The following is a 22351-nucleotide window of genomic DNA, read 5'->3' on the forward strand; positions in this document are numbered from 1 at the left end:
AAAATTCTGAGAACGGCTGCGCTCGAAAGCGAACTTCGAGAGGCACAGCTTGGGACGAGGCCACTGATCCGGCAGCAGCGAGATCCATCGGACGCAACCCAATCAAAGGTTGCAACTTCATGGGTTAGCCCGCATAGTCTTGGAATTTGCGCGATTGGGCCCAAAACCATGAGCAAAAGATCATCTCGCAACTACAAAGTATTTTTGAGCCATAAGCAGCGGTTTGCCAACGAAGCGGAACAGCTCGACGCTGCATTGCAGAAGGGTGCGCCGGGCGCTACCGTTTTCCGGTCCGAGGATATTGACTTGGGTGGCGACTGGAGGAAGGAAATCGATAACAGACTGGACAAGGCGAAGCGCCTCGTCCTGCTGTACACAAGCCCTGAACAAGATTGGTCGTGGTGCTTCTATGAAGCGGGCCGGTTCTCACGCAAAGGACGTCAGCCTCGTCCAGTTGGCTGCCTGCATCCCAAAGACGTCAAGCCACCCAGTCCGCTTGCACACCTTCAGAGCATAGCCGCAACACAGGACAATATTCGGCGGTGGCTCGATGGCGACTTCTTCCGCAGCATTCGAACGCGCGACCCGAGCTCGCAGGACTTGGATGAGGCTGTCAAGGCGATCGAAGAACTCGTAAGCGGCATGCCGACTGAGGAGAGTTTTCTTAAGCCATATATCTGGATCAAGCCAAAGGCGCCGAGCGATTGGAAGGGCAAGATCGACTTCACCAACGCTTTGGTTGAGATCGACGAAATATCGGCAAAAGGCCTTAACTTCAACCATCCGCCGAATCTGGAGCTACTACCATTCCTACGCCGCATCGCTTGCGACACGACGGAGCAGCCGGATAAGATTGAGTTCTGGATCACGAAGTTCTTTGAATCGCTGCAGAGCGCCGTCGACGGAAAAGCCAATTTCCAGGAGGAGGCATATTTCCGTCACGAGAACGGAAAGACCCTGCGTCCTGTGGTCGTGAGTTTCACCAGATGCGCGACCGGCTCGGTATGCAGATTGCGCGTGGTCTTTGCGCAAGCATTTGGTACTCCGCTCACCGATTCGCCCGGATTGCTCCAGCGCTTATCCATCGGCGCGCGTCTCGCTATTCGCACGCGGCTGGAGATCGTCGACGCATTCAGCGGCCGATTATCACAAATCCAAAAACAGAAACTGCAGAGTAGGCGCGACGAAGATGAGATAGGTCGCAAAATCGGAATCGGGTCACGATTGGTGGAGGCCCTCAATACCATCGTTCAGGAAGCCGTCTCACATGGCGTTAGGCCGGAAGACGATCCGCCGATACTGTTCGATGCTCCCGTTCAAGACCGGTTCTTGGAAATACGACAACGTGGGGTTCAGACGTGGAATGAGCTCGAAAGAGCAGCCATACGCGACGATGGTACCGGCGACTACGCGGAGACTGAACGGCTGTTGATAGAGTTGAAGAAAAATAATGAAGGCTATCTCGCACTAGTGCTGCCGCGCATTGAAGAACTGGTCGTGCCTGCAGGCAAGTGACGCGTCCAACAATGAGCGGAGAGATCCCACGGCGATGGTCGCAATGGGTCAACTCCGCCGGGTCATCAGACTTCCGCTTTTGACCCCGAAACCGACGCGCATTTTAGGTCGGCTTCCGCGTTAGGGCGATAATATTTTTTGATTGGATGCTGCGGTGCTATGCCACCGGCCAACAGTTACCGGTCGTCGTCGTGGATCGACGACGGATGCCGGCACAGCGGCGTGACCTGGATCTCCATGAACGGAAACAGCGGCAGGCTGGACAGGATGTCGTGCAATTCCTGCGCGCCCGACACGTCGAAGATGCTGACATTGGCATAGCGTCCGGCGACCCGCCAAAGATGACGCCAGGTGCCCGCACGCTGCAACTCCATGGCGCGAACCCGTTCGGCCTGCTTCAGCGCATCGACCTTCTCGGCCGGGATGTCGTGCGGGATCCGGACATCCATTTCGACGTGAAACAACATGGCGATGAACTCTTTTCTGCGGGGGATGAAGCGGCGGCGCGAACGGCTTGAGGGGCCGCCGTGCGATCGCGGCGGCCCCGGTGATTGTATCTACCAGATCGTCAGCCTTGTCGTCAGCCCTGCACCAGACCCCGGCTGACGAGGTTGATGTCGTCGGGATTGACGAGGTCCTTCGCCGTCCAGCCGGAGACGTCATAGTCGCTCATGCAATTGCGCACGAAGTCCTGCATGGCGCCGAGGTCGCCGGTCGCGGTCGCGGCCATCAGCGTCTCGACGCGCAGGTTCTCGTAATTGCCGGCATAGTTGCGCTCATAGAGCTCGTGCCGGCCGCCGAACTCCGAGCCGACCGCGTCCCACAGCAGCTTGAGCAGCTTGATCCGGTCGATCGCCGCATAGCCGTTGGAGCCGCGAACGAAGCGGTCGAGATAGGGCCGGATCGCCTCGCTCTCCAGATCGGCCGAGCTCGACGGCAGATAGATCAGGCCGCTCGCGACGTGGCGCTCGATCAATTCCTTGATCCGCGGATAGGCCATCGGCGCGAACACGCGATAAGCGAGCCCATAGTTCAGGTTGGGCAGATTGTAGCCCTCGGTGCCTTGCCAGTCGATCGGCGACTTCACCATCGCATCGGCAATGCCGTGGAACAGATTGCGCCAGGCGATCACCTCGCCGACCGCCGTCTGCACGCCGCGGAAATCCTTCGAGCCAGTCGCCTCCACCGCCATCGAGAACAGGCCGGCGATGAAGTCGAGCTTGACGGCAAGCCGCGTCACGCCATGCAGCGTGAAGCGCGGAATGAAGCCCGATGCCGGGAAGAACTGGTTGATCTTGTCGACGTCGCCATAGATGAAGACGTTCTCCCACGGCACCAGCACCTTGTCGAACACGAGGATGGAGTCGTTCTCGTCGAAGCGGCTCGACAGCGGATAGTCGAACGGCGAGCCGGTCGCGGCCGCGGTGAATTCGTAGGACGAGCGGGCAATCAGCTTGACACCCTTGGCATCCATCGGCGCCGTGAAGATCAGCGCAAACGACTTGTCCTTGATCGGGATGCCGTAATGGGCGATGAAATTGTAGTGCGTGAGCGCTGAGCCGGTCGCAACCACCTTCGCGCCCGAGACGATCAGGCCCGCGTCGGTCTCCTTCTCGACATGCATGAAGACGTCGCGCACCTCCTCGATGGCGCGATCACGATCGATCGGCGGATTGACGATGGCGTGATTCCAGAAGTCGAGCCGCTCCTGGGTCCGGGCATACCACTTCCTTGCGTTGCCGGCGTATTCGCCATAGAAGCCCGAATTCGCGCCCAAGGTGCCGAGGAACGCGGCCTTGTAGTCCGGCGAACGGCCCATCCAGCCATACGCGACCTTCTGCAATTCGGCGATCGCATCGCGGCCCCGCACAAGGTCGTCGGCGGTTTTCGAGCCGAGGAAGAACGGATGGGTGATCTGTCCCGAGCCAGTGTCGGTGAGAACACCGATCTGATCCTTCTTCTCGTGGAAGCGATCGTACCAGCGCGCCACCATCCGCGCCGAGTTGCGGAACGCGGGATGCTCGGTGACGTTCTTGACGCGCTCGCCGTAGATGTAGATTTCGCGGCCGTCCTGGATGCTGTCCAGGAATTCGGCGCCGGTATAGACGCTGGTGGACGACGCAGGCGCGTCGGCCCGCAGGGCAGTTGCAGTGGTCATGGACGTTCCTCCTCGCTGGCGTCGTCGGACGGCTGGATGCAGCCAAGCCGGTCCGAGACCAATTCGTCACGCTCTTGGTCGGCGTGACATCGGAGGAAACGCTACGCGCTCACCCGGAGCCGGTGAAAGGTATCACACCATACCGCGCGAACCGCACCGGGCCGGGCTATGACTTGGATACGCGGACCAGACGGCGATGATCGTCCGGCCGACGCAACGCCGCAGCCGACGCACACAGCGCGGCACGGAAGGGAGCGAACCATGGGCAAGGGTTTTGACAGCAGCACTGTCTCTTTCCATCGCGATGGGGAATTGGCCCTCGACGCCAGCGTCGTCACCATCGGCGCGTTTGACGGTGTCCACCGCGGCCATCAGGAACTGCTCACGCAGACCATTGCGGCAGCGCAGCGCCGCGGCGTTCCCGCCGTGGTCTATACCTTCGATCCGCCGCCAAAGGTGTATTTCGGCCAGGCCGAGCCGCTGACATCGCTTCGCGAGAAACTCGAGCGCATCGCAACATTCGGGCCCGATCACATCGTCGTCGCCGATTTCAACCAGCTCTACCTCCGGCGCAGCGCGGCCGATTTCCTCGCCGAATTGCAGCTCCTGCAACCGTGCGAAGTGATCGTCGGCGAGGATTTCCGCTTCGGGTCGTGCAAGGGTGGCACCGCGCTGCTGCTGCGCCAACATTTCAACACCAGCATCCTGCCGCCGGTGCGCTGCGGCAACGGCGAGATCGTCTCGAGCAGCCGGATCCGGAGCCTGCGACGATCCGGCCTTGCGGCCGCCGCCGCGGCGCTGGAAAACTGGAAGGATATCGTGACCGCGCCACCCGCCAACCGATCCCGATTGACCCAATTCGAGGTCGCAAACCAATGACCGCCATCGACCCGCGCGAGCTGCGCAATGCCTGCGGCCAGTTCGGCACCGGCGTCACCATCATCACCACGCATTGCGAGGGGCGCGATCACGGCATGACGGCGAACGCCTTCATGTCGGTTTCGCTCGAACCGCCGCTGGTCGCGATCTCGATCGCCAAGAGCGCGAGGATGCTTCGCAACATCCAGAGCAGCGGCCGCTTCGCGGTCAGCGTGCTTGCCGAGGGCATGGAGGATCTCGCCTGGCATTTCGCCGGCAAGCCGAAGCTCGACCTTCGCGACGTGTTCGAGCGGCACAACGACCTGCCGGTCATCGCCAACGCGGCAGCGTATTTCGTGACCGATCTCGCCGACGAGATCATCGCCGGGGATCACACCATCTTCCTCGGCCATGTCCGCGAGATGTCGCTGCAACCGAGCACGCGGCCGCTGCTGTTCTTCCGCGGCCGCTTCGGCAGCCTTGCCGACCCGCACCCCGCCCCCGCGATGTTGGAGAATGCCGCGTACGAATTCGTCTGGTGAAACGACCAGCGGAAATTCCCGAAAACGGGAATGCAATTTTGATCAAACTGCAAGAAAAGGAGGAAACGACCATGCTGAACGTCAACAAGGACACCATCACCGACCACGTGATCGCGGCACTCTCGCCGGACATCCCGGATCGCAATCGCCAGATCATGACCAGCCTGATCCGGCACATGCACGCCTTCTGCAAGGAGGTCGACCTGACCTTCCCCGAATGGTTCGCAGCCTGCGAATTCCTGCGCCGCGCCGGCGACATCTCGGACGAGAAGCGCAACGAGTTCATCTTGATATCAGACATTCTCGGCGTCGAGGTGCTGGTCGACATGCTCGACCACCGGATCACCGACGGCGAGAGCGAATCCACCGTGCTCGGGCCGTTCTACCGCGAGAACCCGCCGGTGCTGCCGAAAGGTGCCTCGATCATCAAGAAGACGTTCGACAACGCGCAGACCGTCAGGGTCTCGGGGCGCATCGTCGACACCGCGGGACGGCCGATCGATGGCGTCACCATCGACGTCTGGGAAGACGCGCCGAATGGGCTCTACGACCTGCAAGACCCGGAGCAGCCGGCCTACAATCTGCGCGGACGCTTCACGACCGATACCAACGGCGAATATGCCTTCGTGGCGCTTCGCCCCGAACCCTACCCGATCCCTTATGATGGCGCCGGCGGCGAGCTTCTGAAGTACATGGGCCATCATCCCTGGCGTCCGGGCCACATCCACTTCATGCTGTCCAAGGACGGCTATCAGTCGCTGATCTCGCAGATCTACGATTCCGAGACCAAATATCTCGACAACGACTCGGTGTTCGCCGTGAAGCAGAGCCTGATCGGCAAATTCGACAAGGCCCCGGCCGACGCCGATACCGATCTCGTGCTCAACTTCGACTTCAAGCTCAAGAAGGCGGCCGTCGAGCGGCTCGTCGCGGCCGAGTGATACGCCTTACGCCCCTGCCAGGCTTTGAACCGCCTGGCAGGGTTCATTTTGATCCGACCTGCGAGGACCTATGAGCCGTGCCGTGATTGAAATCGCCGAGCCCGTGGAGCACGTGCGGGCGCCCGCTGGGGACACTGCGATCCGCAGTATCCGCGCCACCATCGTGGAGGCGCCGACCCGCCGGCGGCACAAGCTGTCGAACACGGAAGTCACGCATCAGGGCTACGTGCTGGTGCGCGTGCTGCTCGACAACGGCGTGACGGGCATCGGCGAGGCCTCGACGCTCGGCGGACCACGCTGGGCCGAGGAGAGTGTGGAATCGATCCAGGCCGCGGTCACCAACTATCTGGCACCGGCGCTGCTGGGCCAGCCTGCCCTCGCCTTCGAAGCCAACGGCTTGCGCATGAGCAAGGCCGCCACCCGCAATTTCGCCGCCAAAGCCGCGATCGAATCCGCGCTGCTCGATGCCGCCGGCAAGACGCTCGGCCTTTCGGCCAGCGCACTGCTCGGCGGCGCGGTGCGCGAGCGCATGGAGGTGATCTGGGCGCTGGCTTCGGGCGACAGCGGCCAGGAACTGGAGGAAGCCAAAGAGAAGCTGCGGCGCCGCGAGCATCGCCAGTTCAAGATCAAGTTCGGCTTCAACCGGCCACAGGCCGATCTGAAGCGGCTCGAGGCGCTGCGTACTGGTCTCGGCGACGAGGTGCGCCTGATCGTTGACGTCAACCAGGGCTGGACCGAGGCCGAATGCATCCGCTTCATGCCGGCGCTCGAAGAGCTGGATGTTGCGCTGGTGGAGCAACCGGTCTCGGCACTGCAACTGGAAGCCATGGCGCGGGTTGCGGCGCGCAGCTCGATCCCGTTGCTGGTCGACGAAGCGGCCTTCACCAAGGAGGACATCGCTCGCGCCGCTGCGATGGGCTGCGGCAGCGTCTATTCGCTGAAGCTCGTGAAGAGCGGTGGCCTGTTCGAGATGAAGCGCGCCGCCGCGGTCGCGAACGCTCACGGCCTCGAGCTCTATGGCGGTTGCCTGCTGGAGAGCAGCATCGGCGCGGCCGCGCATCTCGCCGCATTCGCCACCCTGCCCAAGCTCGAATGGGGCACCGAGCATTTCGGGCCGCGCATCCTCGTGGAGGACCTCGTCGTCAACCCGATCAAATTCGACGAGTTCGAGATCTGCGTTCCTGACGGTCCCGGTCTCGGCGTCCAGGTCGACGAGGACAAGATCCGCGCCTTCGCCCGGAAGGACTAGGCAAATGGCATCATGCCGGCGGACAATTGACAAACCACAACCCCACGCCCAGTCTTCGCGCCGAAACCATCGTCTCGATCCTGCGCTGATGAGCACGCGGCACCAATCCCGGCCAGCCTTCCCGGCGGCTTCTTCGGAAGCGCGCGAACCAACGTCCGGTTAGCCCGTGACCGATCGCGACGACGTCATGGATCTCAGGCGACTGGTCTATTTCGTCGCGGTCGCCGAGGAATTGCACTTCGGCCGCGCCGCATCGCGGCTCGCGATCGCCCAGCCGCCGCTCAGCCGGCAGATCGCGCAGCTGGAGAGCGATCTCGGCGTCATGCTGATCGACCGCAGCCGCAGCCAGATCCGGCTGACCCAGGCCGGCAACGTGCTGCTGGAGCGTGCGCGCGACGTGCTGGAGCGGCTCGACCGGACCCATCGCGAGATCAAGCGGATCGGAGAAGGCTTTTCGGGCCATCTGCGCGTCGCCTTTGTCGGATCGGCGACCTATGGCGTGCTGCCCAACGTGATCAAGGCGTTCCGCTCGGCCTATCCGGATGTCGAGCTCGCGCTCTCGGCGATGAACAATGCCGAGCAGAAACGCGCGGTGATCCAGCGCGAGATCGATATCGCCGTTGCGCGTCCCTCGCTCGACGACGAGGAACTGAAGTCGGAGCCGCTGCTGCAAGAACCATTGATCCTCGCGCTGTCCGATACCTCGCCCCTGCTCGAGCAGCAGGTGCCGCGGCTTGCGGCGCTGAAGGCCGAGACTTTCGTGCTCTACCCGCGCAAGCCGCGCCCGAGCTTCGCGGACCACATTCTCAACATCTGCCTCGAAGAGGGCTTCATTCCGAAATCCCAGGTGCTGGCGCAGGACTATCAGACCGCGATCAGCCTGGTGTCGGTCGGCGTCGGGATCGCGCTGGTGCCGAAATCGGTCTCGCAGTCGGAACGCCCCGGCGTCGCCTACCGCGCCTATGAGGGGCACAATCCGGGTACCGCGCTGTCGCTGAACTACCGGCGCGACAACCGGATGCCGCACCTCTTCAATTTCCTGAAGGTCGCGCAGGACGTCATGCGGCGTCAACGCAAGCAATAGCCCGCGCCGTCAGGCCGCCACCGCCGCGTGTGCCCGATCGTCGACCAGCGCGATCGCATCGCGCAGCACGTCGATCCCGGCACCAGTCCGCACGCCGTTCTCGGCGAGGTGCCTGCGGAACGCACGCGCGCCGGGGACGCCGTGGAAGGCGCCGACGAAATGGCGCGTGATCGAATGCAGCCGCGTGCCTTCGGCAAGCTGCCGCTCGATATAGGGCAGCATCGCCGCGAACACGTCCTTCATCGTCGCAAGCGGCGGCGTTTCACCGAACAGCTCGGAATCGACTGACAGCAGCCGCCACGGCTCCTGATACGCCGCCCGCCCCAGCATCACGCCTTCGACATGGACGAGATGCTGCTTGGCCTCGGCAATGCTCGTGATGCCGCCATTGATGATGACGGGCACATCCGGCAGCGCCGCCTTGAGGCGATAGACCCGATCATAGTCGAGCGGCGGGATATCGCGGTTCTCCTTCGGCGACAGGCCGTTGAGCCAGGCCTTGCGCGCGTGCACGACCAGCGCATCGGCGCCGGCTGCAATCACGCTACGGGCCAGCGCGTCGAGCGCGACTTCCAGATCCTGGTCGTCGATCCCGATCCGACACTTCACCGTGACAGGCACCCTCACCGCGCGCTTCATCGCCGCAACACCTTCGGCGACCAGCGCCGGCTCGGCCATCAGGCAGGCGCCGAAGCGGCCATCCTTCACCCGATCTGAGGGACAGCCAACATTGAGGTTGATCTCGTCGTAACCGAACTGCTCGCCGATCTGCGCGGCGGTGGCCAGATCGCGCGGATCGGAACCGCCGAGTTGCAGCGCCACCGGATGCTCGCTGGCATCGAAGCCGAGCAGCCGCGCCCGGTCGCCATGGATCACGGCACCGGTGGTCAGCATCTCGGTGTAGAGCCGCGCCCTGCGCGACATCAGGCGATGGAACACGCGGCAATGCCGGTCGGTCCAGTCCATCATGGGTGCCACGGAAAAGCGATAGTCTTGCGATTTCAATCGTTTACCCTAAACTCTCAATAGGATGTAACAAGAACGCCGCCCCTTCAAACCGGCCGAAATTGCACACGTTTGTACCCGTTTTGACCTCTCAGCGCACACGTACCGCACACCATTTGGGGACTGCACACGACCATGGCCAGCTTTACTCAGTTGCCGTCAGGGAACTGGCGCGTCCAAGTCCGCCGCAAGAAGCGCTATGTGGCAGAGACCTTTCTCCGCCGCAAGGACGGTGAAGAATGGGCGCTCGAGATGGAGCGCAATATCGATCGCAGCGGATCACCCAGACCGCGCGCCGCCGTCAAAGCCAAGACCTTTGGTGACGTTATCGACCTACACATCCAGGACATGCGCGAGGTCGGCCGCCCTCCCCGCCGATCCAAAGCAGCAGTGCTGAATGCGCTGAAGGACGAGTTGGGATCCACCAGGATACCTCGGCTAGACCGAGAGCGCTTGATTGAGTACGGCAGAAAGCGGGCGAAGGAAGGCGCCGGGCCCGCGACCCTCGCGATCGACATGGCGTTCATCCGAACCCTCGCAACACACGCCGCAGCAGTCCATGGAATTGAGATTTCTGCCGAAGAGGTTCGCCTAGCGCGCGTTGCGCTGAAATATCTGGGGCTCGTCGGAAAGTCCGATGAGCGAGATCGACGACCAACTCAGGATGAGCTCGACGAGCTTATCGAATACTTCGAATCCAACTACCGTCAGGTCATTCCTATGGGCCGGATCGTTCGGTACGCCGTAGCGACCACCATGCGGCAGGAAGAGATTTGCCGGCCGGACTGGCGAGACGTCGATATGAAGACCAGGATCCTCGTGATCCGTGACCGCAAGGACCCAAGGGAAAAAGACGGCAATGACCAGAAAGTGCCTCTTCTAAATCTGACGGGTTACGATGGTTGGGAGATATTGCTACAGCAACGCATCATCACCCGGGGGCTCGGTCGAGTATTTCCTTACAATCACCGCTCAGTCAGCGCGGCATTCACGCGCGCCTGCGATGAACTGAAGATCGAGGATCTGCATTTTCACGATTTGCGCCACGAAGGCACCAGCCGTCTTTTCGAGGCCGGGCTTCCTATCGAAAAGGTCGCGCTGGTCACCGGCCACAAAGATTGGCGCACGTTGCGGCGCTACACGAAATTGAAGCCGGAAGAGCTTCACCAGTTGCAAACTGAGCCACAGCCAACCCTGGAAGAATATCTCCGGATGCTAGCTATCGCGCAGGAGTAGAGACCTTCGCCTTCTTGCCGGCAGCGGACCTTTGGACGCGTTTCGCTTGCTACCCAATCGTTGGCGCCCTCTGCTCTTACGCTCACTGAGCGATGCCGGCCGGCGGAACGACGTTCTGAAGCGGCTTTCCTGCAATCATGCCCGCCGGGCCGCAGCTGCGGTCATTTTGTCGCAGGGTAACGAGTTACTGAATGGCCCGGCACTACTTCTAGTAGTCAGGCGCGGTAATGAAGCGTGCCCTGCCCTGGTTGATATCTGCCGTCCTACTTGTTGCCTTTGGCGCATCGTTCTCCGAACTCCAGCGCGTGCGGAAACGCTTCGGCGAAGTGACGAGGCCGGTTCGCTATCACCGGCATAGTGAGGTCCGCCAGACGGTCATTGCCCAACAATTGGCGAGAGTTGAGGCGCCGATTGTAGTGCTCGGCGACAGCCTCATTGAGGCGACGATGTTTCCGTCCGAGATATGCGGTCACGCCGTGGTCAACGCTGGCATCGGAGGTGCCAGGTTACAAGACTTCGGAGGAACGGGATTTCGTCTTCTCGATGGCAACCACCCGGCTCTGATCGTCCTTGCACTTGGCGTCAATGATGCGCTGAGCCAAAGTCAAACGTTCGAGACAGACTTAATCCAGCTGCTCAGACAGCTAAGGCAGTTTTCTCGCAACGTCATGGCGTTCGGTGTTTCCGACGTGGAGACCGGCCCGCTCGTCAATGACAGTGCTGCACTCAACGGTATCATCGCGAAACAGAATGCGGTCTACGCGAAGATCATGGGAGGCACATTTTCACCGGCTCCATCGCTTGGCAGGGCACACACCGTTGACGGTATTCACTTAGCTCCAAGCGCTTACTGGCAATGGACCAGTTCGCTTTTTGCTGCCATCGAAGCCGCGGCCTGTTCGATCAAATAATCCGTGTGCTGTTGATTATCCTTGCCTCGATGTCGGTCAAAGGTAAAAAGTTACTAGTTGCTTCGATATCATTGCCAGTTCTGGTTATCTTGTTGGTCTCGTCACCAGAGCGCTATTTGCGGGCGGCATTACCATCGGATACGCCCTCCGCCCAACTATGCGCCTCCGATGCAGGTCGCCGGCTGAGCACGGCCTCAGTAGACTAAAGTCACTATTCCAGTGATTTAGGGCTGATGTATCTGCTCCATTATGCCACCTCATCTTCGTCGAACGACCTATCTGACGGCCATCGTCGTCGCTACCGTGGGGTGGATTTTGCTGTTGGCTGACGCTGCGATTTGGGCACTTGGAGGCTAAGGCTGATTACGGCGGAACAAACGTCGGTGCGTATACTATAAGCGACGTTTTCTTTTGAATCTTCGCGAGCCTCGATAGTCTAACGGATTCAGCGCGTGGTATCTGTCCCGGTCTTATTCGCTGGCACCTCGAACCACGCCACGCGCTTTGGCAACCGTTGCTACCCTTTCGCTCGCCAATCCACGAGGATTCCACGTTCAATATTTGCGTGTTATCGAAACGAAAGACCTAGTCTTCCCTTCTGGTGAGCCGTATTCGTAAGGTGCAGTTGTCTGCTCTGGATATGATCGTCAGCTGGAGGCACTAGAACGCCCCTCCAACGGTACGGAAGAAGGTCGGGGGACTTTGGTGATCGGTCGGGGATTCGGAATGGCACCATTGGCACCCGCACATTCATTCGCCAGCACCGTGTTCAGGGATCTGTAAGGCCCGAACGCTCGGGGCGATCATTTCGCCAGCCTCGAACAGGTAACGCCTGTTATCCGCGCGAGAAGATGGAGGAAAACGGCCGGTTGCTACAGGTAGAGCCAGTCTTTCCCAATGTCGAGCTACGGCTCGCTACCCGAGCGGGTGTTTTTTCGTTTGAAATTCTTCAGCTTCGCTTTGTAATCCGCATCGCTATCGAGAAATGCGTCGAGCATGAACGGTATCAACTCAGATACCTCTTCCTTGTTGCCGTAGGTCTCCGCATAGAAAATAGCATACTCGCGCAACCGCTGTGCGAGGCCTGGTGCAAGCACGATGTTCATCCTCACAGGTGTCCGATCAGGCAGCTTCGCAAGCCTCATTCCTCACCTGCCCTTCACCACGGTCTGAACGTCCTGGTATGGCTTCAGCATCAGGTCCTTCGAAACAATCACCCGTAGCGGCCAACCCGGCCGCACCGTGATCGTCGGCTGTACGTCGAGTTCACGCTCTATCAGCCGCTGCCCCGCACGATTGGTCGTTTGTTGCGTGCTTTCACGCAACGCCTTGACGAGATCGCTCTCGTCATTGCCGATCGATAACTGAGTTCCCACGCCAATCAACGTTGCCAGTGCGACGCCCTTGAGCAACTGCCAAGTATGGAAATCCACCTCGTCCTCGAGACCGGAGTAGCCGGCAACGTCCGTCGCCGGAAGATTCTCGATCACGATCGAGTTTCCGTTGGGCAGGATCAGCCGCGTCCAAACGACGAGGGCTCGCTTCTGGCCAAAGGCCACCACACTATCGTACTTGCCCACGATCCTCGTCCCCTGCGGGATGAGAAGATGCTCACCCGTTACCGTGTCGTAGACGTTCTCGGTGACCTGTCCGATCGTCGCCCCAGGCAGATCGGAATTCAGCCCTGTGACCAGGCTAGCCGGGATCATCGAACCGGCCATAACCGCGTAGGTAGACGGCGCGGGTTTGAGCGTATGGGGATTGGTGGTCTCGGTGTCGGCTTTTGCCCCAACAAAGGCAAGTTTGCGCGCTTGCGACGACGGGACGATCTCGCCGGATCGGTCGACCATCGCCTGTGCCGTCTTCGCGAGTTCCGCGGCGGACGGCCCTGTATCGGCAGTTGAGGGCCGGAATGCGGATGCGACGGCAGCAGGCACTTCGGTCGTGCTCGCCTGCTTGCGCTTGTCCTGCTTCTCCGACAGGCGAAAGAACAGTCCAGACTCCTTGGCCTGCTGAGCGATCCGCGTCTGGCGGATTCGTTCGGCCCTTTCGGCGTCTTCCTCCGGATTGCTGCGAAAGCCAGTGTCCGACGCCACCCCGGCCTTCCTCTCGTTCTCGGCAAAAGCGCGGCCGATGTCTCCAGGCGACGGCGGTCCAAGCCGTGGCGTCGATGGCGGCAGATCTTCATAGGATTTTGGCAATTTGCTGAGCCCTTCTGCCGTCTGCTTGCGGTCGGTGTTGTAGAGCTCCGTTCGCTCGGACGGCTTGAAGGAATACGGCCAGAGCGCAATGAGCGCAGCGCCGGCAATGAACAGTGCGGTGACGGCGCAGCCAAGCATGAGCGCGCGCCGGTTGAGACGCCGTACCGGACGCGGCCGAGCACGTAGCTCTAACGGCTCCGGATCCTGGCCAAGACTTGTCACGAGGCGCCCCCGGTGCTGCTGCTCTGCGACACCGGTCGGGCATCGACGCGGATGATCCGCACAATGCGCTGCGGATCTTCGCCGAGACGAAGCTCGGCGGCGCCGAACATTCGATCGACAATGTAGTAAGAACCGCGAACCCGGTAGTTGACGAGGTTCGGGCGGCCATCAGCCCCGCCGACGAACAAAGGCGGTGCCTCGCCCTGCGAGATGCCAGATGGCATCTGGATGTAGACTTTGCGGCCATCATCGAACGCGCGCACCGGACGCCAGGGTGGATCGTCGCCTTCAATACGATAGCGAAAATTCAGACTGTCGAGCCGCACGCCACGATCCGCGATCCGTTCCTCGCTTTCCTGGGCTGCGACGTTCTGCTTGCGGAGGGCAACGAGCGTATCCGTCGGATACGTCCAGGAGATCGACGCCATGTAGGTCTGCTTGGTCGAGACGAGCTCGAGATGATAGGCCCGCCGGTCGGTCAAGATCACGAGGTTGGTCTGGATGTCAGGGAGCGTCGGCTTGACGAGGATATGCACGCGCCGCGCAGCTCCCTGCCCGCTGGAAGTATCCCCAACCACCCAGCGAACCGTATCGCCGGTGGACACGTCGATCAGCTCCTCGCCTGGTTGCAACGCGATAGTCGAGACCTTCTCCGGGCTTGCATAAAGCCTGTAGAGTGCACCCTCCGTCCAGGGGTAGACCTGGATAGCGTTGATGTATCCGGCGCGCGTCGGCTCCATCCTCGCCGCCTTGTTGGCCTTGGCGATCGCTTGCTCGGGCGGCAGTCTTTCCTCCTTGGCGCCTTTTGCCGGAAGCGGCTTCAACTGACCCGGCAAAGGGAGGATCTTCGGCGTCTCGACCACCTGTACCGGCGCCGGCGGATCGGTCTCTGGAATGGCCCTTTCGAACGTCATCTCGTCATAGGGCGCTTCAAGGTTGAGCTTGGTGGCGCATCCTGCAAGCCCAAGCGACAACGCAAGGACACTGAGCGACATGAGCTTCGTGAGGACAGCAGAGTTCATTTGGCGTCTCCAATGAGGTCGCGCGACCAGTTGAGGGAATGGACGTAGAGGCCGAGCGGATTCTTCCGCAGCGTTTCGGCATCCGTGGGTGGCTTGAGAACCGTGGTGACAAGTCCGGTGAAGCGCTCGGTCCTCGCAATCGCGCCGTTCTCGAAAGTGCTCTCCTTCCAGCGGATCTCGAAGCTGTCGCTCGAGGCACGCACCACCGAGGTCACCTCGGCGGTCACCGTCCTGGAACCGATTTTCGTGAATGGATCGGACTCGCGCGCGTAATCGTTTAACGCTTGCGCGCCGCGGTCGGTGACGAAGTCGTATGCATGCAACCAATTGGCCCGGACAATGACCGGATCGATCGACAGCGAGCGCACGTTCTCGATGAACCGTGCGAGGAAGTGCGCAATCTGCGCATCCGACGGCTGGTACGCCTCGAACGCCGGTCCGACGGCCCGGACTTCACCGAGCCGGTCGACCTCGACCACGTATGGAACGACACCTGATCGCGCGATCTGGGTAAGGACCGTCAATCCGAGCACGCCGGACAGTCCGATGGCTGCCAGCGCAGCCAATCGCCAGTTGCTAGCCTGGACGCGAGCGGAGCCCAACCGCTCGTCCCAGACCTGAGCTGCTTTCTGATAGGGTGTGACCGGCTCCGGCGTCTCGCCGTAACGCACTGACGCACGCTGAAAGGGGTGAGATGCCATTTGCTACTCCTCACCAAGCTTCGGACCTGAAGAATGGCCGCCCTTGTCGCCCTCCTTCAGGGTATGAACGGCGATCCGTGCGGCCTCCCGCGCATGTGCCCGTCCCGGCGAAGGGGCCGCTCGCCCCGAGCCTGTGGTGGATGTGCTGCTCGTCGCGCCGCCCGTGCTTGCACGCGAAAGCTGCTCCGCCGACAAGGCGCGAGCAGAGGTGCCGGCCGACGACACCCCCGTCAGTGATGCCGCAGAGCGGACGGCAGCCATCGAGCCGCCCGCCGCAACGCGCAGGCCACCGAGCGCTGCCGCTCCGCCTCCAATCGCCACGGCCGCAGCTCCCGCCACCGTTCCAGCGGCCGCGCCCGCGCCGAGCTGGGGTGCGCCCGAAACCAGTCCCGCGGCGATCCCGGGTCCGAAGATGCCGAGGCCAAACAGTGAGAGCGCCGCAAGCAGCAGGCTCATGGCGGACGCAACGTCAATCGGCCGCGTCAACGTTCCCGCGAGCTGACCAAAGATGGTCGAGCCTATACCGATGATGATCGCGAGCACCATCACCTTCACGCCCGAAGCGACGACGTTGCCGAGGGTCTTCTCGGCCAAGAACGCGGTCTTCCCCCACAGCGCGAATGGCACCAGTATGAAGCTTGCGAGCGCCGTCAGCTTGAACTCGATCAGCGTGACAAAGAGCTGCACCGAGAGCACGAAGAACGCGAGCACGATCAGGATCCAGCAGAACAGCAGGATCAGGATCGTCGGCAAGTTGGTCAGGACGTCGAAGCCGGAGAACTGGCTGGTCTCCTCCAGCAACGGATGCGCCGCCAAGAATCCGGCAGCGGCCACAAAGCCCGGCCGCGCCAGGTCGGCAGCGCTCAAATTTCCGCCCGAGGCCTTCAAACCAATGCCCGAGAACGACGCAAAGACGATGTCCGCGAGGCTCTTGAAATTGCCGATGATGAATGCGAAGGCACCAACATAAAGCACCTTCTTGGCAAGCGTGACCAGGATGTGGTCATCGCCGCGCATGGCCCATGCGAGCCCCGCCAGCGTCAGATCGATGCCAATCAGAGTCGAGCTCAGAAACGAGACCTCGCCGGACAGGATTCCAAAGCCGGAATCGATATAGTGCGAGAACGTCTCGGTGAAGCGGTCAATGACAGAAAGATCAGCCATGGCGCCCTCGCCTACTTGCCGCCGGCGTAAGCACCGCCGCCGCCAATGAAGCGAATGAATCGCTCTTTTGCGGCAGCCTCGGACGCCTGATGCTCGGCGGCCCGCAAGGTGTCGGCGCGCGCTTGTGTCGCCATCAACGCCTGAGCCTGCAGCGACTGCTTGATCTGCAGGGCGAGCAGTTCGTTGCCCGACTGCTGGGCCTGCAACAAGCCGACCGCGGCGGATGATCTGGCCATCAGTGTCCGCAGCATCTGGCCATCCTGATCCAGACCGCTGACGATGGCCGATTGAACGGTGAGCGACTGCTTTAATCCGTCGTAGCTGTTGTCCCAACGTGCCGTTGCGTCCTGCACCATTTTGTCGGACGAAACCGCCGCCGCGTACTGGCGCGGATAGAGCTGCTGGAAGTCTCGCTGCGTCGTCTGAACATCGAACGAGATGTTCTTGGCCTGGCTGATCAGGCCGTTCATCTGACTGATCGTCGATGTGAGCTGACCGACGACGCTTGAGGGGAGACTTGCGAGATGCCTTGCCTGATTGAGCAGCGACTGCGCCTGGTTCTCGAGGCTTCTGATCTGATTGTTGATCTGCTCGAGCGCGCGCGCGGCGGTCAGGAGATTCTGGCTGTAGTTCGACGGATCAAAGACGATGTCGAATGCCCCGAGCCGTCGCGATCCGTTCAAGGCGATAACGAAAGATAGTATTGTCGTTACGACAATTCTTGAGGTTGTACCAGTGAACATGCGGCCGATCATCTCGAGCATGGTAATCTCCAGAGACTGAGGTTGAGGTCAGGCCTTGCGGGCCTGTTCGAAGGTGCTGATCAAATTGGCAGCCCAGTGCAACCCGCGCTCGGCGAGATAGCGCTCGGCGAAATGGTGCGGTCCGGTGCGGCCCAGGACGATGTCTATGGCGCGCTGATCTTCCGGCGAAGACGCCCCGACGAGTGCCAGCGCGACCGGTCCGAGGCCAAGCTCGAACAGGCGGTTACCGGCGCGCGACTGCAAATAGTAGTCGCGTTTCGGAAAGGCTTCGGCAATCAGTCGCACCTGGGCGTCGTTCAGACCGAAGCGTCGATAGGTCTCGGTCTGGGTCGGCTCGAGGGCACGCGGATTGGGCAGGAAAATCCTGCTTGGACAAGACTCGATGATCGCGGGCGCGATCTCGCTGTCGGCGATATCGGCAAGTGACTGAGTGGCGAAGATCACCGCCACGTTCTTCTTGCGCAGCGTCTTCAGCCATTCACGAATGCGATTCGCGAACAGCGGGTCGTCGAGAAACACCCAAGCTTCGTCGAGCACAAGCAAGGTGGGCCGGCCGTCGAAGCGGGCTTCGAGGGTGTGGAACAGATACGTCAGAACCGGCGCCACCAGGCCCGGCAACGCCATCAGCTCCTCCATCTCAAACGTCAGCACGTCCGCGCCGGATAGGCGGTCGGCGTCTGCATCGAGAAATCGGCCATAAGGCCCTTCGAGCGTGTAAGGCTCAAGCGCCTGCCGCAATGTGTCGCGGGCAAGCAGCGCCACGAGCCCGGTCATCGTCCGCTGCGAGACGGGTGCAGAGCCGAGACTTTTCAGCGTCGACCAGAGCGTTTCCTTGACGTCCGGCGTCACCGTCACGCTCTCATGGGAGAGAACCCCGCATAGCCAGTCGAGCGCCCAGAGTCTCGCCCCCTCCTCCGCGACGTCGTTGAGCGGCTGGAACGCGATGCCACCCTTGGCCCCGAGTTCGTACCACGCGCCCGATAGCGCGAGCGTTGTGGCGCGCGCCGACCGACCCTTGTCAAACGTGATCAGTTGAGCGTTCGGATAGCGCCGGAACTGAAGGGCCAACATCGAAAGCAGGACCGACTTGCCCGCGCCGGTCGGACCAACAATGACGGTATGCCCGACGTCCCCGGCGTGGAGCGATAAGCGGAACGGCGTTGCACCCTTGGTCTTCGCGACGAGAAGCGGCGGTCCACCGAGGTGCTCGCACCACGCGGGTCCGGCCCATACCGCTGACAAGGGGCACATATGGGCGAGGTTCAGCGTGTGGATGATGGGCTGGCGGATGTTGGCATAGGCCTGCCCTGGCAGACCGCCGAGCCAGGCCTCGACCGCATTGACGCTCTCGCGGATCACTGTGAACCCGCGGCTATTGATTACGCGCTCGACGGCGCGGATCTTTTCGTCCGCTTGATGGGCATCGTCGTCACTGACGGTGACGGTCGTCGTGATGTAGCCAAAGGCAACCAGATCGTCGCCGAGTTCGGACAGCGCTGCATCCGCATCGAGCGCCTTGTTGCTGGCGTCGGTGTCGAGCAGCACCGCTTGCTCGTTGAACATGACTTCCTTCAGGATCGCCGCAAGCGACTTCCTCTTGGCAAACCATTGGCGGCGGTAGCGCGCCAGCGTCGCATTGGCCTGGGTGCGGTCCAGCGGAATGAACCGGGTCGCCCAACGGTAGGCAACTCCAAGGCGGTTCAGTTCATCGAGGAGGCCTGGAAAGGTGACGGGCGGAAACCCGAGCACGGTCAGCGCGCGAAGATGGCTGCGCCCGATCGCCGGTGACAAGCCGCCGGTCAGCGGTTCATCGCTCAGAAAGCAATCGAGATAGACCGGAATTTCGGGAACGCCGACCGGATGACGCTTGGTCGAGACGCAACCATGAAGATAGGTCAGCGTCTCCGCATCGTTGAGGGACCATATCTCAGGCAGGACCGATGCGAGCAGATCGATCGCCCGGTCGGTTTCCTGAATGAACCTCTGGAGATGATCGGGGTCGCCCTGCCCGCTTCGCCCAAGCTGATTGCCCGCGCTATCGGCGTCGGGGATCTCGCCGGTCGCTGCGGTCCCGACCTTGCCAGCATTTGCGCGCGATCGACCACGACGAACGCGCGGGTTGATTCCCGCCGCGCCGCTCCGCTCGCTGGGGCGCTCCACGAATACACGTTCCAGCCGCGAGACCCGCTCGGCCGGCGGCAGGTACATCAAGGTCAGATGTAGCACGCTTTCGAAATGCTGCCCGTCGGGGCGTGCCGGGTCGTCCCATGTCGCGCCTGCGGCGCCTGCAAAGGCAGCGCGGCGCTCCTCATCGACCAGCCAGGATACTGCATCCGGAAACTCGGAGCGCGGATATTCGTCAGCCGGGATGCGCGTCGCATCAAAGAAGAGCGCCCAGCCTGAGCCAAAGCGCTTCAGGACATTGTTGACGCGTGAGGCGACGCTCATCAGTTCGGCCTCGGTCGCGCTGTCGAGGTCGGGTCCGCGGTAACGGACCGTCCTCTGGAAGCTGCCGTCCTTGTTCAGGATGACGCCCGGCGAGACCAGGCACACCCATGGCAGCCAATCCGCCAGCCGATATGCGTTACCGCGAAACTCCCTCAAGTTCAGCATGCGAGCCGACCCTTGTGCTTGGTGTGACGGATGGCGACTTCAACGAAGGCCGGATCGCGCCTGGCGAGCCAGACGGCCATGCCGTGTCCGATAAGCCAGAGCACGATGCCTGCGAGCCAAAGCCGCAGGCCGAGCGCCAGCACGGCCGACAGGGTGCCGATCAGGATCGCTGCGGCACGCGGGGCCCCTCCAATCAGGATCGGTTCGGTCAATGAGCGGTGCAGTACCAGTTCGAAGCCTTGGGCGCGCATCAGATCAGGGCTCCGCCACCGAACGAGAAGAACGAGAGAAAGAAGGAGCTCGCAGCAAAGGCGATCGAAAGGCCGAACACGACCTGAACCATCTTGCGGAATCCTCCAGAAGTGTCGCCAAAGGCCAGTGAAATGCCAGTCACCGTGATGATGATGACGGCGACGATCTTGGCGACGGGCCCCTGCACTGATTCCAGGATACGCTCGAGCGGCGCTTCCCATGGCATGCCCGAACCGGCGGCGTGCACCGCCGTGGCGCTAAGGAGGATGCAGGTCGACGCCGCGCCGAGCTTGACCAGAGACAACCCGCTGACCAAACAGAAGCCGCGATGGCGCGAACGCACGTTTAGACGCAGTCCAATGAACATGTTGCAGTCTCCGTCAAGTCAGGGGCGATGGGAGGTGATTGGAAGTCCGGCCGGGGTCTCAAGCAGGTAGTCGCCTGACGGATCGAGGCCCTTGAGCTCGGCGACGGCTTCGATGCGCCGTGCCGGCCCCCGCCCCTTGATGAAGACGATCAGGTCGATAGCCTCAGCGATGAGCCGGCGCGGCACGGTTGCGACCGCTTCCTGAATGAGTTGCTCGATCCGGTACAGCGCGGCTCGTGCCGAGTTGGCATGGACCGTGGCAATTCCCCCGGGGTGGCCTGTATTCCAGGCCTTGAGCATATCGAGAGCTTCGGCACCCCTGACTTCGCCGACGATGATGCGATCCGGGCGCAAGCGCAATGTTGAACGCACCAGATCGGCGAGGCTTGCGACCCCCGGCTTGGTTCGCAGCGTCACGGCATCCTTGGCGTCGCAGCGCAGCTCGCGGGTGTCCTCGATGATAACGATCCTCTCCTCGAGGCCAGCGATCTCCGCGAGCAGCGCATTGGCGAGAGTCGTTTTGCCCGAGCCGGTGCCACCGGCGATCAGAATGCTGCGAGCCTCGGTGATCGCGGTGGTCAGCACCTTCGCCATCAGGGGCGAAGCAATCTGCGCCCTGACGTAATCGGACAGGCGAAACGTGGTGGTGGCCGGCTTGCGGATAGAGAAGCATGGCGCCAGCGTGACCGGCGGCAAGATCCCCTCAAAGCGTTCGCCGGTTTCTGGAACTTCCGCTGAGATGATCGGAGATGAACCACTCGCCTCCGCCCGAACATGGCTCGCAACCAATCGAATGATCCGTTCCGATTCCTGTGGGGTCAGAATGACGCCGGTATCGGTGCGTCCCGTTCCATGCCGGTCCAGCCACAGCTTCCCATCGGGATTGACCATGACCTCGACGACATCCGGCTCCTCCAGGGCTATCGCGATCGCGGGACCCATCGCGGTCCGCAGCATGCCCCGACGGCGCTCCCGAGTTTCTGGCGAGAGGAGATCAGACATTGCCGACCTCCTCTCGCCCTGCCGGAGAATGCCCCGGCGGCTCACCCGTCGCGCTCTGCGCGCGGGATCCAGCATCGCTGGGCTGAACATCGCCGAGAGGGGCGCCCTCCTCGAGGTTGCGCATGAAGAGATCCGGCTTCGCGGCGCTGACGCGGTCCATGACGTCGGCAACCAGCCGGCCGCCCGATGCCACCCGTTTGCCGACCTGCGCGACAAACATCTCAAACCGCTCGCGTCCGAGCGCACGCGCCGCGTCCTGGTCTGACGAGGGCAGCGGCGGGGTGATCGTCAGGTAGTAGCGGATGAAGAGCGCAATCGATTCCGCCAGGACACCAAGATCACGGTCGGTTCGTTCCAGTTGTCTGCTTATCCGGTCGAGCCTCCGGAGCAATGCCGCATCGCCGCTCGTGTCCCGCTCAGGGTTGAGAAAGCGATCGAGCGCGGCATCGACGATGGCTGATTTGCTGGATCCCGGACGTTTCGCCGCGAGCTCAAGACGCTGGGCCACGCTGTCCGTGACATAGGCGGATAGTTTCGGTTTCAT

Annotated in this window: 22 protein-coding genes; 8 read left to right on the forward strand and 14 right to left on the reverse strand. The window is 61.9% G+C overall.

Annotation, left to right across the window (positions count from 1 at the left end; genetic code table 11):
- Window positions 1-168 precede the first annotated feature (168 nt).
- Window positions 169-1515 (forward strand): toll/interleukin-1 receptor domain-containing protein, encoded by a 1347-nt coding sequence (locus CWS35_RS28610; RefSeq protein WP_080891146.1) that lies wholly within the window; start codon window positions 169-171, stop codon window positions 1513-1515.
- A 176-nt stretch (window positions 1516-1691) separates the two neighbouring features.
- Here the strand turns inward: CWS35_RS28610 and catC are convergent, their stop codons facing one another.
- Together catC and CWS35_RS28620 are read right to left on the reverse strand one after the other, a co-directional pair.
- A complete protein-coding gene (catC, locus tag CWS35_RS28615) occupies window positions 1692-1982 on the reverse strand; it encodes a muconolactone Delta-isomerase (protein ID WP_024582315.1) in 291 nt (96 codons plus the stop codon).
- A gap of 113 nt (window positions 1983-2095) precedes the next feature.
- On the reverse strand, window positions 2096-3673 hold the full coding sequence (locus tag CWS35_RS28620) for a 4-hydroxyphenylacetate 3-hydroxylase N-terminal domain-containing protein (protein WP_100954974.1): 1578 nt from the start codon (window positions 3671-3673) through the stop codon (window positions 2096-2098).
- Window positions 3674-3934: 261 nt separating this feature from the next.
- Between CWS35_RS28620 and CWS35_RS28625 the strand changes: the two genes are divergently transcribed.
- The 5 genes from CWS35_RS28625 (at window position 3935) to CWS35_RS28645 (ending at window position 8347) form a co-directional block, all read left to right on the forward strand.
- Window positions 3935-4552, forward strand: a complete 618-nt coding sequence (locus tag CWS35_RS28625) for an FAD synthetase (RefSeq protein WP_245438714.1) — start codon at window positions 3935-3937, stop codon at window positions 4550-4552.
- On the forward strand, window positions 4549-5073 hold the full coding sequence (locus CWS35_RS28630; RefSeq protein ID WP_100954976.1) for a flavin reductase family protein: 525 nt from the start codon (window positions 4549-4551) through the stop codon (window positions 5071-5073). Before CWS35_RS28625 ends, CWS35_RS28630 begins: the two co-directional genes overlap by 4 nt.
- 71 nt (window positions 5074-5144) lie before the next feature.
- Window positions 5145-6014 (forward strand): intradiol ring-cleavage dioxygenase, encoded by an 870-nt coding sequence (locus CWS35_RS28635; protein WP_100956741.1) that lies wholly within the window; start codon window positions 5145-5147, stop codon window positions 6012-6014.
- An 82-nt stretch (window positions 6015-6096) separates the two neighbouring features.
- The gene (locus CWS35_RS28640) at window positions 6097-7263 is read left to right on the forward strand and encodes a muconate/chloromuconate family cycloisomerase (protein WP_245438716.1); all 1167 of its coding nucleotides are present in this window, start codon (window positions 6097-6099) and stop codon (window positions 7261-7263) included.
- A gap of 166 nt (window positions 7264-7429) precedes the next feature.
- Window positions 7430-8347 carry a LysR substrate-binding domain-containing protein gene (locus CWS35_RS28645; protein WP_311538672.1) on the forward strand — a complete coding sequence of 306 codons (918 nt, stop codon included), beginning with the start codon at window positions 7430-7432 and terminating at the stop codon, window positions 8345-8347.
- 9 nt (window positions 8348-8356) lie between these two features.
- Here the strand turns inward: CWS35_RS28645 and dusA are convergent, their stop codons facing one another.
- Window positions 8357-9352 carry a tRNA dihydrouridine(20/20a) synthase DusA gene (gene dusA, locus CWS35_RS28650; RefSeq protein WP_100954978.1) on the reverse strand — a complete coding sequence of 332 codons (996 nt, stop codon included), beginning with the start codon at window positions 9350-9352 and terminating at the stop codon, window positions 8357-8359.
- A gap of 135 nt (window positions 9353-9487) precedes the next feature.
- Here dusA and CWS35_RS28655 point away from each other — a divergent pair, with 135 nt between their 5' ends.
- Window positions 9488-10588: a site-specific integrase gene (locus tag CWS35_RS28655; protein WP_100954979.1), complete on the forward strand. Its 1101-nt coding sequence runs from the start codon at window positions 9488-9490 to the stop codon at window positions 10586-10588.
- 227 nt (window positions 10589-10815) lie between these two features.
- Window positions 10816-11499, forward strand: coding sequence for a GDSL-type esterase/lipase family protein (locus CWS35_RS28660; protein WP_100954980.1), 684 nt, complete (start codon window positions 10816-10818; stop codon window positions 11497-11499).
- A gap of 905 nt (window positions 11500-12404) precedes the next feature.
- Here the strand turns inward: CWS35_RS28660 and CWS35_RS28665 are convergent.
- The 11 genes from CWS35_RS28665 to CWS35_RS28715 form a co-directional block, all read right to left on the reverse strand.
- On the reverse strand, window positions 12405-12644 hold the full coding sequence (locus tag CWS35_RS28665; protein WP_100954981.1) for a DUF2274 domain-containing protein: 240 nt from the start codon (window positions 12642-12644) through the stop codon (window positions 12405-12407).
- Between the two features lie 3 nt (window positions 12645-12647).
- Window positions 12648-13838, reverse strand: a complete 1191-nt coding sequence (locus CWS35_RS40180; protein WP_245438721.1) for a TrbI/VirB10 family protein — start codon at window positions 13836-13838, stop codon at window positions 12648-12650.
- Between the two features lie 80 nt (window positions 13839-13918).
- A complete protein-coding gene (trbG, locus tag CWS35_RS28675) occupies window positions 13919-14944 on the reverse strand; it encodes a P-type conjugative transfer protein TrbG (protein ID WP_100954983.1) in 1026 nt (341 codons plus the stop codon).
- The gene (gene trbF, locus CWS35_RS28680; protein WP_100954984.1) at window positions 14941-15645 is read right to left on the reverse strand and encodes a conjugal transfer protein TrbF; all 705 of its coding nucleotides are present in this window, start codon (window positions 15643-15645) and stop codon (window positions 14941-14943) included. Before trbF ends, trbG begins: the two co-directional genes overlap by 4 nt.
- Before the next feature lie 3 nt (window positions 15646-15648).
- A complete protein-coding gene (gene trbL / locus CWS35_RS28685) occupies window positions 15649-16809 on the reverse strand; it encodes a P-type conjugative transfer protein TrbL (protein ID WP_100954985.1) in 1161 nt (386 codons plus the stop codon).
- An 11-nt stretch (window positions 16810-16820) separates the two neighbouring features.
- Window positions 16821-17573 carry a P-type conjugative transfer protein TrbJ gene (trbJ, locus tag CWS35_RS28690; RefSeq protein ID WP_100954986.1) on the reverse strand — a complete coding sequence of 251 codons (753 nt, stop codon included), beginning with the start codon at window positions 17571-17573 and terminating at the stop codon, window positions 16821-16823.
- 27 nt (window positions 17574-17600) lie between these two features.
- Entirely contained in the window at window positions 17601-20186 is a 2586-nt protein-coding gene (gene trbE, locus CWS35_RS28695; RefSeq protein WP_100954987.1) for a conjugal transfer protein TrbE, read from the reverse strand.
- The gene (locus CWS35_RS28700; RefSeq protein WP_100954988.1) at window positions 20180-20437 is read right to left on the reverse strand and encodes a VirB3 family type IV secretion system protein; all 258 of its coding nucleotides are present in this window, start codon (window positions 20435-20437) and stop codon (window positions 20180-20182) included. Before CWS35_RS28700 ends, trbE begins: the two co-directional genes overlap by 7 nt.
- Window positions 20437-20805 carry a TrbC/VirB2 family protein gene (locus CWS35_RS28705; RefSeq protein WP_245438722.1) on the reverse strand — a complete coding sequence of 123 codons (369 nt, stop codon included), beginning with the start codon at window positions 20803-20805 and terminating at the stop codon, window positions 20437-20439. The genes CWS35_RS28700 and CWS35_RS28705 overlap by 1 nt, the downstream gene beginning before the upstream one ends.
- A gap of 18 nt (window positions 20806-20823) precedes the next feature.
- Window positions 20824-21807 (reverse strand): P-type conjugative transfer ATPase TrbB, encoded by a 984-nt coding sequence (trbB, locus tag CWS35_RS28710; protein ID WP_168226387.1) that lies wholly within the window; start codon window positions 21805-21807, stop codon window positions 20824-20826.
- Window positions 21800-22351, reverse strand: coding sequence for a CopG family transcriptional regulator (locus CWS35_RS28715; RefSeq protein WP_100954990.1), 552 nt, complete (start codon window positions 22349-22351; stop codon window positions 21800-21802). Before CWS35_RS28715 ends, trbB begins: the two co-directional genes overlap by 8 nt.

The organism is Bradyrhizobium sp. SK17 (genome assembly GCF_002831585.1).
In the GTDB taxonomy this organism is placed as follows: Bacteria; Pseudomonadota; Alphaproteobacteria; order Rhizobiales; family Xanthobacteraceae; genus Bradyrhizobium.